At 68.2% G+C, this 15,043-nt stretch carries 11 protein-coding genes; 8 read left to right on the top strand and 3 right to left on the bottom strand.

The genetic code is table 11. The features are described from left to right. Window positions 1–2 precede the first annotated feature (2 nt). Together OXU32_14980 and OXU32_14975 are read right to left on the bottom strand one after the other, a co-directional pair. The gene (locus OXU32_14980; protein ID MDE0075260.1) at window positions 3–2,432 is read right to left on the bottom strand and encodes a DUF1592 domain-containing protein; all 2,430 of its coding nucleotides are present in this window, start codon (window positions 2,430–2,432) and stop codon (window positions 3–5) included. Between the two features lie 115 nt (window positions 2,433–2,547). Further along, window positions 2,548–3,324 carry a matrixin family metalloprotease gene (locus tag OXU32_14975; protein MDE0075259.1) on the bottom strand — a complete coding sequence of 259 codons (777 nt, stop codon included), beginning with the start codon at window positions 3,322–3,324 and terminating at the stop codon, window positions 2,548–2,550. A 78-nt stretch (window positions 3,325–3,402) separates the two neighbouring features. Between OXU32_14975 and OXU32_14970 the strand changes: the two genes are divergently transcribed. Beyond that, on the top strand, window positions 3,403–4,275 hold the full coding sequence (locus OXU32_14970) for a TonB family protein (GenBank protein ID MDE0075258.1): 873 nt from the start codon (window positions 3,403–3,405) through the stop codon (window positions 4,273–4,275). Next, window positions 4,275–5,660 (top strand): tetratricopeptide repeat protein, encoded by a 1,386-nt coding sequence (locus OXU32_14965; GenBank protein MDE0075257.1) that lies wholly within the window; start codon window positions 4,275–4,277, stop codon window positions 5,658–5,660. Before OXU32_14970 ends, OXU32_14965 begins: the two co-directional genes overlap by 1 nt. A 44-nt stretch (window positions 5,661–5,704) precedes the next feature. On the opposite strand, the gene OXU32_14960 is transcribed toward OXU32_14965, so the two are convergent. Further along, window positions 5,705–6,121, bottom strand: a complete 417-nt coding sequence (locus OXU32_14960; GenBank protein ID MDE0075256.1) for a hypothetical protein — start codon at window positions 6,119–6,121, stop codon at window positions 5,705–5,707. Between the two features lie 147 nt (window positions 6,122–6,268). Between OXU32_14960 and OXU32_14955 the strand changes: the two genes are divergently transcribed. The 6 genes from OXU32_14955 to OXU32_14930 all read left to right on the top strand — a co-directional run bounded on the left by OXU32_14955 (window position 6,269) and on the right by OXU32_14930 (window position 15,038). Further along, entirely contained in the window at window positions 6,269–6,979 is a 711-nt protein-coding gene (locus tag OXU32_14955; GenBank protein MDE0075255.1) for a carboxypeptidase regulatory-like domain-containing protein, read from the top strand. Window positions 6,980–7,284: 305 nt separating this feature from the next. Continuing rightward, window positions 7,285–10,431, top strand: a complete 3,147-nt coding sequence (locus OXU32_14950; protein MDE0075254.1) for a SusC/RagA family TonB-linked outer membrane protein — start codon at window positions 7,285–7,287, stop codon at window positions 10,429–10,431. A 40-nt stretch (window positions 10,432–10,471) separates the two neighbouring features. Beyond that, the gene (locus tag OXU32_14945) at window positions 10,472–11,944 is read left to right on the top strand and encodes a hypothetical protein (GenBank protein ID MDE0075253.1); all 1,473 of its coding nucleotides are present in this window, start codon (window positions 10,472–10,474) and stop codon (window positions 11,942–11,944) included. A gap of 132 nt (window positions 11,945–12,076) precedes the next feature. Then, on the top strand, window positions 12,077–13,252 hold the full coding sequence (locus OXU32_14940) for a 6-bladed beta-propeller (protein ID MDE0075252.1): 1,176 nt from the start codon (window positions 12,077–12,079) through the stop codon (window positions 13,250–13,252). A gap of 48 nt (window positions 13,253–13,300) precedes the next feature. Further along, the gene (locus OXU32_14935) at window positions 13,301–13,534 is read left to right on the top strand and encodes a hypothetical protein (protein MDE0075251.1); all 234 of its coding nucleotides are present in this window, start codon (window positions 13,301–13,303) and stop codon (window positions 13,532–13,534) included. A gap of 13 nt (window positions 13,535–13,547) precedes the next feature. Next, on the top strand, window positions 13,548–15,038 hold the full coding sequence (locus OXU32_14930) for a sodium:solute symporter family protein (protein MDE0075250.1): 1,491 nt from the start codon (window positions 13,548–13,550) through the stop codon (window positions 15,036–15,038). Window positions 15,039–15,043 lie beyond the last annotated feature (5 nt).

Genomic DNA, 15,043 nt, shown 5'->3' with positions numbered 1-15,043 from the left:
GCTTACACTCCCTGGTTGGCTTCGGTGTCTGCGGTCGCCTCGGTTCGTCTCATCCGGAACGGATCGCTCTTCACGACCCCCAGAACGAAGGCGGACATTCTGTATCCCTCGGCCTCCGCGTGGTTCGCGATGGCTCGAATGGTCGGCTGATCGAAGTACTCCACGGGGCGGCCGATCGCGTACGCCATCAGATGCGCCGTGAAGTTGCGCACGAGCGGGACCGGACGCTTGAGGATGACCTCGGTCAGTTCCACCGGCGTGGTGATGGGGGTTCCGTCGTAGAAGTCGCCGCGCGTGTCCAGCGCCACCATGTTCTCGCGGATGCGCCAGCGGCCGGTCACGTCGTAGTTGTCGAGCGCGAGACCAATGGGATCCATGAAGCGGTGGCAGGCGTTGCAGGTCGGGTTGGCGCGATGCCGCTCCATCCGCTCGCGGGTGGTGAGGCGGCGGCCGTCCGCCGTTCCCTCGGTCTGGTCGAAGGCGGGAACGTTGGGCGGAGGATGCGGCGGAGGCGTGCCCATCAGGACCTCCATGACCCACTTCCCGCGCAGAACCGGAGAGGTGCGGGCCGACATCGAGGTCAGCAGAAGCACGCTTCCGTGGCCGAGGATGCCGCGGCGCTTGTCGTCGGGATAGGTGACCAGGCGGAAGTCGCTTCCGGTGACGCCTTCGATCCCGTAGTGCCGGGCCACGCGTTCGTTGAGAAACGTGTAGTCGGCGCTGAAGAACTCCAGGAAGTTGCGGTCTTCCTGCACGAGATGGTTGAAGAAGAGTTCGGTCTCCCGCACCAGATCGTCGCTCAGCTGACCCGTGAAATCCGGGTACAGGTAGGGCTCCGGGTTGTTCTTGGCGGCGTCCTGCAGGCGCAGCCACTGATGCGCGAAGCGCGTTCCCAGCGCCTCGGAGCGGGGATCGGCGAGCATGCGCCGCACCTGCGCTTCGAGCACGGCGTCGTCGGAGAGCCGTCCGCCCGCCGCGACATCAAGCAGCTCCTGGTCCGGTGCCGAAGCCCAGATCAGGAAGGAGAGCCGGGAGGCCAGGTCCAGGTCGCTCAGGTAGTAGTTCTCGCCCTCGCCGGCGCCGGATGGCTCGCGTTCCAGTCGGAACACGAACGAGGGGCTCGCGAGCAGTGCCTGAAGCGCGGTGCGCACGCCGATCTCGAACCCGCCGTCGTCGGATCCCTGGTCGTAGAACGCCATCAGCCCCACCATGTCCTCGTTGGTGACGGGGCGGCGATAGGCCTGTTCCGCGAGTCTCGCGACGATGGACTCCGCGCACGGACGCTCATCCGCCGCGGACGACGGACGGCACGAAAAGACCCTGTCCCGGGTCGGCGTGTCGGACACCCCGGTCACGGTGGTGGGCCCGGTGATCATCAGGTTGGAGAGGTGCGGGAGCGCCGTGATGCCGTAGTTGGCCCACTGCTGGGCGTCCTCACCGCCCACGAACGACCAGTCGAAGGGGCTGAAGCGGTCGTCGTAGGGACCGTCCATGCGCCGCACGAAGGCTGCCGCCACCTGGCGCTGGCCCGCGCGCACGAAGATGGGATCGGTGCCGAGCGGCACGCCGCGCTCGCCGTTGTGCGGGATCGGTATGACCGCCACGCCCTCGCCGTCGATCGAGATGTCGAGGTCCTCGAAGCCGGTGCCCTGTCCGAACAGCGTCTCCACCGTCAGGACGTATTCGCCGTCGGCGGGGAAGTCGTGGGTGACCACCATCCCGCCGCGGGTGCCGAACGGGGTTCCCTCGATGTGATCCCACGCGTGCTGCGAGACCTCGATGGGGTTGGTGTACTTCGACGAGGACGAAACCGCATCGGGGTTGCCCACGGCGAGGCGGCTTACCTCGGTCGCGGCGCGCATGTACGAGGCCAGCAGGGTCGTCGACAGGCCCTGGGCCGCGGACAGGTTGTCGAAGCTGCCGAGCAGCACGTCGGCGGGGAGCCAGCGGCCGGCGTCGATCTCGAGGTCCAGCATGTCGTGGATGACACGCTCGTACTCCGCGCGGCTCAGCCGCTGGAAGCGGCGGGATCCGGGATTGGGGCGGAAGGCCGCGGCCTCGTCGACCAGTTCCTCCAGGGTTTCGACCAGCACCTGGAGGGTGTCGCCCGACGGACGCGGCATCCCGGGCGGGGGCATCATGCCCGCGCGCAGCTTGCGGATCATGCGTTCCGCAGTCTCTGCCTCCTCCGGAGCACGTTCCACCTCGAACCCCTGAAACGAGACGTTGCCTGTGAGCAGCGCGTCGTTGTGGCAGACCTGGCAATACTGCGTCACCACGCGCGTGAGCACAGGAGACTCGATCGATGGCGCGTGCGTTGCAGACGGGGCCCGCGCCGGATCGGGTGGGGATTCCGCGCGGGGAAGGGGGTGGGGATCGCCGAGCAGCGCCAGCGCCACACCCAGAGACGTTCCGATGACGAGTGTCCTCATTGCCTCCGCCTGAATCGTAGGGGACCCGCCTCGTCGCGACGAGACACTCCGCACCAGCCTTCAGTATAGGATGGACAAGCGGTAGTCGCAAAGAGTTGTGGATCAGTTTGTTGGATCAGCTTGTGCCGTCGGGCTCGCCCGACAATCCGGGGCACAGCGCGCGCAGCCCATCGAGGTCGGCGGGGCTCACGTCCGGGCCCGTGTGGCCGTCGCCCTCGGGTGCGGGTCCGCCCCACATCAGCGACCCCGCGTCCGGCACGTGTCCAAGGCCCAGGGCGTGACCCAGTTCGTGTGCCGTGACCCGTCGAAGATCGTCCAGATCGGCGAAGCGGTAGATGCGGATCTCGCGGCTCACGGCGGCCTCGCCCGGACCGTCGCGGACAACCGCCTCGCGGTAGACCGCCGCCTCCGCGGTATCGGGAGGCAGGAGTTCCGCGAGTTCACGGGCACGAACCTCGAAGTCGGCGGGCTCCAGGGACTCGCGCGAGCGCTCCAGCTCCGCCTCCAGCCGCCTGCGGTCGTCGGTGCGCGCCTGGCGCTGGTCATAAACCAGGCGGACGGGCATCCCGGTCTCCGGATCGTGCACGAAGAGCGACCGGCCGACCGCCGTTTCCCAGAGTGCGGCAGCCTCGCTCACCACGGTTGCTACGGTCAGGGCGTCCAGCCCGAACTCCTCGTCCAGCCGCGCGATTCGCCATCGGAGGGGGACCTGGCACGGCATCGACGACCCCTCGGTCGGGAGTTCGACCTGGTCCGGTTGGACCTGGTCCGGTTCGGCCGGAAGCGGAGCCGGGAGGGTGTCCCCCACGGGCTCCGGCCGAGTCGCAGACAACCAGAACATGAAGGCGCACACGGTCAGGATCGCCGCCAGCCAGGGCAGGGGAATCTTCATGCGGTTCCGTTCCGGCGCGGTCTCCGGATGACGCGGATCGGGCTTGTCCGTTCCGCACTTCCCTCCCTAGTGTGACCCATGTTCGCTCCCACCGCCAACGACCGCTTCAAGGCAAAGTGGGGCGATCGGCTGGCCTGGTCGATCGTGGTGGCCGTGTTCGTCCATATGGCGGGCTTCGCGTTCTTCCCGGGATGGAGGCTCAGGGATCTGTCGCCGGAGCCCCTCTTCGGCGCCCGGGGCACGGAGTGGATCCTCCTCCAGCCTCCCGGACCCATGCCCGGCCTTGAGGCCATCGCCTTCGCGGCCGTTGCGGGCGCGGGTGAGGATTCCGCTTCCGCCGGAGAAGTCGAAGCGGAGGCAGGGCAGGAGGATTCCGACCCCGCCGAGTTCGCGAATGGTGGCGGCGAGGGTCGCGGTGGCAGTTTCCTCGACCGCCTGCGTGGGCGTGCGGCGCCCCGGCCGGTTGTCGTCGAACCGGAGCTGGACGCCTCGGAGCCGGAGGCCCCCGCGGCTTCCGGGGGCGAGGAGGCTCCCGCCGAAGACGCGCTTTCGATTGGAGGCAACGCCTCCACGGCATCGCTGGAATCGCTGCCGGATCCCGATGAGCTCGATCTCGACCGGCTCTCCGTGCTCGAGCCCGAACTCTCGCTGACCTCGCTGTCGGCCTGGGTGCTGGTGCGCAATCCGGACGAGGTCATGGAGTTCATGCGCCGTTCCGCGGCGCAGGAAGGCCTGGCCGAGGAGGACTTCATGACCGTGCGCGTCACCCTCTGGATCGACCGCACCGGGTCGGTCGAGTGGTCCGAGATCATGGAGTCAAGCGGCGACCTGCGCGTTGACGAAATCGCGCTGGAACTCGTCAACGAAGTGATCTCGTTCCGGCCCGCGCGCGAGCAGGGCGTCTCGGTGGCGCGCTCCGCCGTCTTCAGCATCCCCTTCCCTTGGACCTGATGCGACCGAGCCCCGCGGCTGGTGCCCTGCTGGCGGGGATGCTGTTCCTGGGGTGCGCCGTCGGCCGGGGGCCCTCGGGTCCGTTACGGTCGGCCACCGGGATCGTCTACCCTCCGGGAGTACCGCCCGCCGAGACCCGGTTTTCCCAGACCGCGACCCTCTACCTCAACATCAACGGGGAGGAGGAGGCCGCGCTCGCGCAGGCACTGGAGGGCATCGAAGCCGATCCGGGCAACTCCATCCACTACTTCCTCGCCGGCGTAGCGGGGACCAGGCTCGGGGAATACCGCGACGCCGACCGCTGGTTCGTGGAGGCCGAACGCATCTATCCCGCGTACGAACTGGAAATCGAGCCGGAGCGCGAGGCCGCCTGGGCCAGGGCCTTCAACGCGGGCCTGGAGGCCTACGCGAGGGGCGAGACGGATGCGGCTGCCCAGCACTGGCTCCGGGCCACGGAGATCTACGACCTGCAGCCCGCGGCGCATCGAAACCTGGCCAGCCTGCTGGTGGAGCTGGAGCGCGGGGACGAAGCCATCCGCGTGTATCAGGATGCGCTGCGCGGCCTGGAGAGACGTCCTGCGACCCGCGTGCTCGAGGAGGACGAGTTGCGCTTGCGCGCCGAACTCCGCGCCGACACCGAGAGTCGGCTGGTGCAGCTCCTCCTCGCCACCGGCCGCTTCGCCGACGTCGAACCGCTGCTCCGGGAGCAGCTTGCCCGGGATCCCGGGAGCATCCGGGTGCGCAGCGATCTCGCGAGGACGCTGGTGGAACTCGGGCGCGTGGACGAAGCCGCCGAACTCTACGCTTCGCTCCTCACCGACGAGTCGCTGGCCGCGGCCGACCTGTTCAACCTGGGGATCACGCTCTTTCGCTCATCGCGCTACGAGCAGGCCGCCCGCGCGTTCGAGCTCCTCACGGAAAGGCAGCCCGACTCGCGGGACGCGTGGTTCAATTACGCCAACGCGCTGTTCGCGGACGAGGCGTGGGCGGCGCTCGCCGACGCCGGCGACCGGCTGCTGGCGGTCGATCCGCTGAGCGAGGCGGCGCATCTCATCACGGCGCGGGCCCGGCTGGAGACCGGAGACGAAGCCGGCGCGCGCGCCGGGGTGGCGCGTTCCGACGGCCTGCCCGTCCACCTCGACGGCCTGAGGCTGCGCGTGACCGACGAGGGGACGCTGGTTCAGGGACGCATCGTGGGGAACGCGCTGCCGGAGGGCGCGCCGCTAAGGCTGCGTTTCGTCTTCTACGACAACGCCGGAGTGCTGGGAGAGAGGTTCCTGGAGGCCGCCGCTCCGGCGCCGGGCGCCAGCGCGGACTTCCGGGTCTCCATCGAGGGTCGCGCGCTAGGCTATCGGTACGAGCTCGTAGGGGCGGGTACGCCGTAGAGACGCATCGCGCGGCGGCGGCTCACGCCGTCCGGACCGGCGATCTACGGCCTGCTGCAGGCCGCGCGGGAGGCGCGCCGGTGGTCGATGGGCTGGACGGTGAGAATGAGCTCGTCTCCGTCGATGACGTCGATGGGCTCCGAGAGCACGCATCCCTGGGCGAGAAAGTCCATGAGGAAGTACACGCGCCCTGCCAGGTTCCATCGGAAGTTGAAGGTGTCGCGGTTGAGCGCCTCGACCATCCCCAGGCGGTTCTGGTAGGTGTCGCTCCACACGTAGATGGTCACGGCGTTGCGGCTCTGGTTGTTGACCTCCAGGGAGATTCCCTCGACACGGCCGGGAGGCCGCGGCTCACCCCGCGTCGAAGTGCAGGCGGCCAGCGCGGCCACCAGCAACGTCACCGGTAGCAAGCTCAGCCGGTTTGCCGGCGGAGACCACATGTTGCGGGCGCCTCGCGGCATCGGCGTACCCAACTCCTTTCGTTCCCTGCGGCCGCGGGGTCACCAGCCCACGGCCCGTCTCACCTCGGGGCCCGGCACCGGGCGTGAACCTCCCGATGCGCGTATACTCACCTGTAGTGATAGGCCACCTGGACCGATGGAGGTCCGATGAATCTGCTTTCCGGCCTGCCAAGCGAGTTCCTGTCCGCCGTGCGCGCGAGGGTCGGCCTTCTGGCCCTCATCCCCGCCGTCGTCCTCGGGCCGGCGTCGGTCCTGGCCCAGAGACCGCTCCACGGCGTTGTCGCAGATCAGGCCACGCTGTCTCTCATCGACTCGGCCAGGGTGACGGTGGTCGGCACCGGGCTTGAGGCGGTTACCGGCGGGGACGGCACCTTCTCGTTCGAGGGCGTGCCGCTCGGCGCCCTGGCCGTGCGCATCGAGGCGCCGGGATACCCGGTGGTGGTGGAGCAGGTGGAGGTGGCGCGCGACGTCGTGCTCTACATGCAGGTCATGATGCCCAGGACCGATGTCATCCTGGGAGAGCTCGCGACCCCGCCGGCCGCCACGGGCGAAGCCAGGACCGCCGCCGAACTCGTGGCCCGCAAGGTCCTGGACATGAACCCGAACTCCGGGAATCTGGGCCTGAACACGAACCCGGTGCGCCTGCGCGGGACCGGGACCTTCGGGCTCGGCGGCGAACCGGCGGTGTTCCTCGACGGGGTCCGGATCGGAACCTTCGGCCCCGCCATGGAGGTGCTGAGCCAGATTCCGGCGCGCGATGTACGCAACATCCGGGTGCTGCGCGGGGCGGCCTCGGCATTCCTTCAGGGATCCGCGGACGGCTCCATCCATATCGAGACTCGATCGGGTCCGGGCTGAGTTCGCGCGCGGGATTGGCCGGACCGCCGAGCGTAACCCCGTACTACCGCGCCGTTTGACACGCGGAACCCCGCCCCGTATCAGTCAAGCGGGCGATCAGCTTTCCCGATCGAGATTCGCGGACTGCCGGAGGAATTCCGCTGCCGGCGTCGCCGGGGCTGGTAAGCGCTGCCTTCCGTTCGCCCGCAGCGTGTCCCGTGTGACCCACCTCCCGGAGTGCTCTCCTTTTGCTCCGTCCCCGCCTGGCGCCGCCCCGGGTCCCATCTCGCCGTGGCGCCCCAACCATCCCTCACCCTGGAGGAGCCATGCTTCGACGACTTTGTCTTCTTTCCCTGCCCGCGGCGGCCTTCCTCGTGCTTGTGCCGGGCGTGCAGGCGCAGCAGGCGACCCTGACGGGAACGGTAACCGACCGGCAGACCGGCGAGCCCCTGGCCGCGGTCCAGGTCTTCATCGCCGAACCCAGCATCGGCGCCCTCACGCAGCAGAACGGGCGCTATCTCCTGGCGGGCGTGCCCGCCGGCACCCACTCGGTCACAGCCCAGCGCATCGGCTATACGTCCTCGACCATCGAGGTGACAGTCACGGCCGACGAGACCACGCTGCTGGACTTCCAGCTCACCGAGGAGGCGCTCGGGCTCGACGAGATCATCGTGACGGGGACGCCCGGCGGTACCCAGCGGCGCGCGATCGGCAACGCGGTGGCCACGCTGGAGGCTGCGCAGGTCACCCAGGAGGTGGCGGTGCTCAACATGCAGGACCTGCTGACCGCCCGGACCCCCGGCGTGCAGTTCGCCAGGGCCGGCGGGAACGTCGGGACCGGGTCGGCGATCGAGGTCCGGGGCACCGGGAGCTTCAATCTGGGCTCCAATCCCCTCATCTACGTCGACGGCGTGCGCGTGAACAACAACTCGCAGGCCGGACCCGATCTGGGCAACGAGCGGGAGGTCAACGTTCTCAACGACTTCAATCCCCAGGACATCGAGAGCATCGAGATCATCAAGGGACCCGCGGCCGCCACGCTGTACGGCACCGAAGCGTCCGCCGGGGTGATTCAGATCATCACCAAGCGCGGCGCCGAGGGCGAGGCGCAGTTCGACGCCTCGGTGCGCATGGGCACCAACTACCTGCGCAATCCGGCGGCGCGCATCGGCACCAAGTGGACGTGCCAGAACAGCTTCGACCCGCCCTGCCGCGAGGGCGACGGGCTGGTGCCCTACAACGCCTACGAGGAGTCGAACGTCCTGATCGACCAGGGAGCCTTCCCGTGGCCGCAGGACGAGCTGTTCCAGAGAGGTCTCAGCCAGAGCTACAACCTGGGTGTGCGCGGCGGCACCCAGAACTACCGCTACTTCCTCTCCGGGAACTACGACAACGACGAAGGAATCACCTACTACAACTGGAACAAGGCGTTGCGCCTGCGCGCCAACGTCGGCGTCGTCTTCTCCGAGAACTTTTCGCTCGACGTCTCCACCGGATATGTGGACGGCAAGACGAGGTTCCTGTCGCCCGCGGACGGGGACGGCGGCATCTGGGAGGACCTGGCGTGGGGCAACGGCTTCTGCTATCCGCGCATCAACGGGCGCAACGCATGCGCGCGGCTGATGGGGTTCCAGGAGCACCTCCCCTCGGACGTGGCCAAGCTCGAGGCGACGCGCGAGTTCAGCCGCTTCACCGGAAGCGGCACGCTCAACTTCACCACCGGCGACTGGCTCTCGTCGCGGGTCGTGGTCGGCCTGGACAAGGGCTGGGACGAGAACAACGTGCTCTGGCCCCTCGAGGTGCAGCTGTCGCCGGTGTACGAGGAGACCGCCTCCGGGCTGGTCGTTCTTGAGCGGCCGGTCACCACCAACTTCACGGCGGACTGGTCCGCCACCGCCCGGGTGCCGCTGACCGACTCCTGGGGAACCGCGACCTCCGTGGGTGCGCAGTACTACTTCGAGCGCCTCTCCATGCTCGGCACCACCGGACGGGGATTCGCGTCTCCCTTCTCGCGCACCGTCAACCAGACTCCGCCTGCGAGCGCCGATCTCAACTTCGACTACATCGAGAACAAGTCCATCGGCTTCTACGTGCAGGAGGAGTTCAGCTACAACGACCGGCTGTTCCTTACCGGCGCGGTGCGCTTCGACGACAACTCGGCGTTCGGCGCCGAGCTCGAGCCCGAGACCTATCCCAAGGTCTCGGCCACCTGGGTCATGTCCGAAGAGAGCTTCTGGAACTTCGACATGGTCAACTCGTTCCGCCTGCGGGGCGCGTGGGGCCAGGCCGGCCGGCAGCCGGACGCCTTTGCCGGAACCAACCAGTACAGCGTCATCCCCGGGGCCGGCGGAACGACGGCTCTCGATCCGTCGAATCCGGGCAACCCGGCCGTGGGTCCCGAACGCAGCACGGAGCTCGAGGTCGGGTTCGACGTCGCGCTGCTGGACGACCGGGTATCCGCCGAGTTCACCTACTTCGACCAGAAGAACGAGGATGCGCTCCTGGCCGTGGCCCTTCCGCCCAGCCTTGGCTTCGGCGGAGTCACCCAGCGCAATCTGGGCCGCATCGACAACTGGGGATGGGAGGCTTCGGTCAACACCCGGCTCTACGAGGGGTCGGGCATCTCCGTCAACCTGGGACTGAACGGGTCCTACGTCATGAACCGGATCAAGGACCTGGGATCGTTCGCGGGCACCCGCGAGATCCGGATCGGGCTGCCGTACCCGAACTACTCCGAGCCCAGATACTACGTGATGTCGGCTCAGTTCGACCCCAACGGTCCGGTCCGGAACGCCTACGGCGAGAACGTCAGCGCCATGTGCGACGCGGGCGTCATCATCGGTCCGGATGGCACTCCGGCCACGGTTCCCTCCGGCACCGGGCCGACCGATCAATACGGCGTGATCCTCGGGGGACCCCTGATTCCCTGCGCGGACGCCGGGTACAACATCATGGCCGGACCGGCCTTCTTCCCGTACAGGTTCTCCGTCAACCCGAGCATCAGCCTCCTCGACAACGCCGTCTCCATCCACCTGCTGGCCGACGGCGGCTACGGCAAGGTGGGGCTGGACGGCGCGCAGGAGTGGGGGCACCGCTACAACAACAGCTACGACTCCCGCTGCGAGTGCGACCCGGTCTGGGTCGCGGGTGACCGGTATCGCTCCCAGGCAACCTGGGGCTACTTCGACGCCGACTTCTGGAAGCTCCGCGAGGTCGGGGTCCGCTACAACTTCACCCAGGCGATGGCCAATCGCATAGGGGCGGATCGCGCGTCGCTGTCCTTCTCGGGCCGCGAACTGTGGACCATCTGGCAGCGCCAGAAGGAGGTGGGCAACTTCCTCGGCACGCAGGCCGGGAATCCCGGTCTCCCGGTTCTCGACCCCGAAATGGGCACGTCCGATTTCGGGAGCGCGAACCACAGGCTCATGGCGCCGCTTACGAGCATGCACCTCGAGATGCGGGTCACCTTCTGATGTTGTCCGGGAACGAAATACCGTCGGAGGATAGATGCATATGAACAGCTTTCCTGAATACGCGCGTACCGCGCATTGGATGCGGCAAGCGCTCGCCGTGCTGGTGACGGGCTTCTCGCTTGCGGTGCTCGGCGCCTGCAGCGATGTGCTGGAGGTCGACCTGCCCGCCCAGCTCACGGACGAGGCGCTGGTGGATCCGGCCGGGGCCCAGACCCAGGTCAACACCATCATCACCCACTTTCAGAACACCTACAACGACTACGTATGGGAGATTCACGGCCGCGAGGACGGCGGTGAAGTCTATCTCTGCAGCGGCGGCACCGACTGCGGACACTTCCAGTACAACTACCAATTCCGGTTCCTCGACTTCATGACCGCGCGCAGCTTCGCCGCCGGACTGCACGACAAGCTCGAGAACGAGTGGACTGCCGATCAGGTGTCCAATCGGGCCCGGTTTCTGGCGATCGCTTCCCTATACGAGGGGGCCGTCTTCAACCTGATGGGCTCAACGATGTGCGAAGTGTCCATCGACGGGGGACCGCTGATGACGCCTGCGGAGACCCTGGGCATGGCCGAGGACCGGCTCACGCGGGCTCTCGGCGAGATCGGGAGTTCCGGAGACTTCGAGATGCCTTTCGATATCGCCTCGAGCGCCCAGGCCATGGCGTACGGGCTGCGTGCGCAGGCGCGCTGGATGGCCGGCGACGGCTCGGGTGCGCTGGCCGATGCCCAGCAGGTGCCACAGGGGTTCGTCGCTTACGTCACCCGGGATCCGGGAGACCCGGTGCGCCGCAACAAGCCCTACTACGCCGGCACCTTCATTCACTACGGTGAGCTGTACGACGTCATCGACTGGTGGGAGGGACCGCCCAACCCGGTGACCGGTGCCCCGTGGCCAGATGTCATTCCCTTCACCGGCTACCTGAACCTGGGGATCCTGCCCGACGGGCGGGCGATCCGGGCGGACGGCATTCCGATCCGCACGGCGGGCGACCATCGCATGATGGACGAGGACGCCGCCGTGCCCGACTCGCGCGTGCAGCACATGGAGGCGGAGATCCAGGGGGTCGGGGTGGAGTCCTTCGTCAACGCCAGGTACGACGCGGAGGGCGCCGACATTCCCCTGGTCAACTGGAAGGAGATGGTGCTGATTCGCGCGGAGGTCGAGGGCGGCCAACGGGCGATCGACCTGGTCAACGAGCTCCGGGCCGCCGACGGGCTGCCGCTGGTGACCTACGCGAATCCGGGCGATGCCGAGGAGATCCGCTACATGATCATCGAGGAGCGGCGCCGGGCACTCTTCCTCGAGGCCCGCTACTTCATGACCAAGCTCCAGAACCCGGATCTGCTCTGGTTCCCGCGGGATGTGGGCGCCACTCTGCGCGGCGGCCACCAGCTGCAGGGCGGGGTTCGCTTCCTCATGCCCGACAACGAGTATCACCTGAACGAGAACACGACCATCGCCGATCGTGCAACGCTCTGCGATCCGGCCACGCGGCCCGTCGGCTTCTAGACTGGTTCGACGCCGGACGCGGGTTTGTGACGCACCGACCCCGGGGCTTGCCGGCTCCGGGGTCGGCTCGTTCCTTGCCGGCGCGTCAGCGGACTCGGCCCCGAAGAAGCATCCCGCCCTGAGGAGGACGTCATGAGAATCGACTCGTCGAGGACCCGGGACCGCGCGCGGGTGGCCGTCTCGCCGTACTGGTGGACACCGGTCGCGCTCCTGGCGGCCCTCACCGGCTGCGGGCCCGTCCCTGAGGCATCGCCCGCGACGGATGACGCCGCCGGCCCGAAGGGGGGCGACGACCGCACCGGCCACTACGAGGTGGTGGAGGGGTGGTGGAAGGCCGCCGCCAGCCACGACGAGGACTGGACCTGGGGACGTGTCGCGGGCGTGGCGGTGGACAACCCCGACCGCATCATCGTGGTGACCCGGGGCGACCTCCCGGTGGACTTCGACGACGACCGCCCGTGGGCCGAGCAGGCGCGCCCCGGCAACTTCATCGTGGTGGTCGACCGCAACGGCAACATCATCGAGAACTGGAGCCAGTGGGACTCGATCATGCGCGAGCCGCACACGGTCTACATCAGTCCCTACGACCCGGAGCGGCACGTCTGGGTCATCGACAACCGGCGCATGCAGATCTTCAAGTTTACCAACGACGGCAGCGAGCTGGTGATGGAGATCGGGCAGGCGAACTATCCCACGACCATGGTGGAGGCGCGCGCCAACGACGAGCCGTACGTGTTCGGGCGCCAGGCCGACATCGCCTTCCTGCCGGACGGGAGCTTCTACGTGGCGGACGGCTACTGGAAGACCCGGGTGGTCAAGTTCAGCGCCGAGGGCGAGTACCTGATGGAGTGGGGCACGCCCGGCGACGGGCCCGGGGAGTTCGACCTGCTGCACAGCATCGCGGTGGACGCGGACCGGCGCGTCTATGTGGCGGATCGCCGCAACAGCCGGATTCAGGTGTTTACCGAGGACGGCGAGTTCATCGAGGAATGGCCCGATATCTTCGACCCGGTGAACATCTACATCGACGAGAGCCATGCCGTGTGGGTGCTGGACGCGACCCTCAACCGGCTGCTCAAGTACGACCGCGACGGGCGGCTGCAGGACACCTGGGGAGCGTACGGCGAGGCGGGCGCGATCGGGCGGCCGCCGTGGCCGGGCGGGCTGGTGCTGCCCCACCAGGCGGCGGTCGATCAGGAGGGCAACCTGTACGTCGCCTCCTACAACGGCGGGCACGTGCAGAAGTTCGTGCCCAGGCCGGGGGCCGACCCGGCCAGGCTGCTGGGGCAGCCGATGCTGCTGAACTGAGGGGCGGGCGCTTGCCCGCAGCCGCTGCCCCGGGCATCTTTCCCGGCCATGTCCCGACCCGATCCTCCCCGTAGCCATCTCTGGCCGCGCACCCGCGACGGGCGCATCGCGGTGGTTGCGTTCGTCCTGCTGTTCATGCTCGCCATGCCGCCGGTGACGCACAGGGTGCTGAACCGGATCGAGCCGACCTTCCTCGGGCTGCCGTTCCTGTACGTCGCGCTCTTCGTGGTCTACTCGGTGCTCATCGGCGTGCTGATCTGGGCCTACCGGCGGGGTTTGTAGAGGTGGCTCCCTGATGGAAACCTGGGTCGTCGCCACCAGCCTGATCTTCATCTACCTGCTGATAACGCTCGGGGTGGCCGTGGTGGCCAACCGGCACATGTCGGTGGACATGGAGGACTTCCTCCTGGCCGGCCGGCGCACGGGGTTTGTGGTTCTATACCTGACGGTGGTGGCCACCTTCCACTCGGCCTTCGCGTTCCTGGGTTCGGGCGGGTTCTTCTACACCCACGGCATCGGCTTCTGGGCGGCCGGGGCGTGGACCGTGCTGGTCGGCGCCATCACCTACGTCATCGGCACCCGCATCTGGGCGCTGGGGAAGACGTTCGGCTACATCACCCCGGCGGACATGCTGGCCGACTTCTACGAATCCGAGGCGGTTCGGGTGGCGATCGCGCTGTTCTCGGTCCTCTTCACCATCCTCTACATCCAGGTGCAGGCCCTCGCGCTGGGCTACATCGTGGAGGTCGCCTCGGACGGGCGCATCTCGTTCGAGGTCGGCGTGTTCGTGATGCTCGCGGTGGCCGCGGTGCACCTGGCGATCGGCGGGCTGCGGGCGGTCTACTGGACCGACGTCATGCAGGGCGTGTGGATGTACGTCGCGGTGTGGGCGGGGGCGCTGGTGCTCTCCTTCGAGCTGTTCGGGGGGCCGGTCGAGCTCTGGCGGGCGGTGGCGGAGCAGCGTCCCGAGCTGCTCACGCTTCCCGGCCCGGAAGGGCTGTTCACGCCGGGCATCTGGGTGGGGATGGTCATCACGCTGTCCTTCGGCATCGTGCTGCAGCCGCACATGATGATCCGCTACTACACGGCGGTGGACGGGAGGACGCTCAAGCTGCTGGGCGCGACAACCCCCATCTACCTGATGACGCTCTACATCCCGGCGGCTCTGGTTGGCCTCGGGGGCGCCCTGGTGCTCCCGGACCTCGCCCAGGCGGACCGCATCTTCCCGGAGCTGCTCTTCTCCTTCGCGCCCCCCTGGCTCACCGGCCTGATCCTGGCCGGCGCGGCGGCGGCCGCCATGTCCACCCTGGACTCCATCCTGCACGCCAACATGACCGTGCTGACCCGGGACGTGTACCAGCGCTACCTGGTGCGGGACCGCAGCCAGAAGCACTACGTGCGCGTCGGCCAGGCCATCGTCCTGGCATTGCTGGTGGTGGCCTACTGGCTGTCGCTCCAGGAAGGCGCCCTGCTGGTCAGCATCATCAACCTCTCGGGCTCGGGCGCCCTCCAGTTGCTTCCCGCCATCATCGGCATCTGCTTCCCGGGCGGCCGCTCGCTCAGCAAGGCGGGCGTGCTGGCCGGGCTGGCCGCCGGCGTGGCCACCCTGTGGTGGTCCCTCCTGCTCGATCCGAACCCGATGGGCATCCACGGCGGGCTCTGGGGCCTTGCCGCGAACTTCGTCGTTGCCGTTGCGGTATCGGCCGTCACGGCAGGACCGTCCGCCAAGACGGTCAAGCGCGTGCACGGGGAGGTGGAGCGGTTCGTGTACGGGGAGGAGCAGTAGAAGAT

Source organism: Gammaproteobacteria bacterium (assembly GCA_028819075.1).
Classification (GTDB): Bacteria; Gemmatimonadota; Gemmatimonadetes; order Longimicrobiales; family Gaopeijiaceae; genus BD2-11.
The sequence above is the reverse complement of the archived record's forward strand: the minus strand, read 5'-3'. Positions and strand labels throughout refer to the sequence as shown.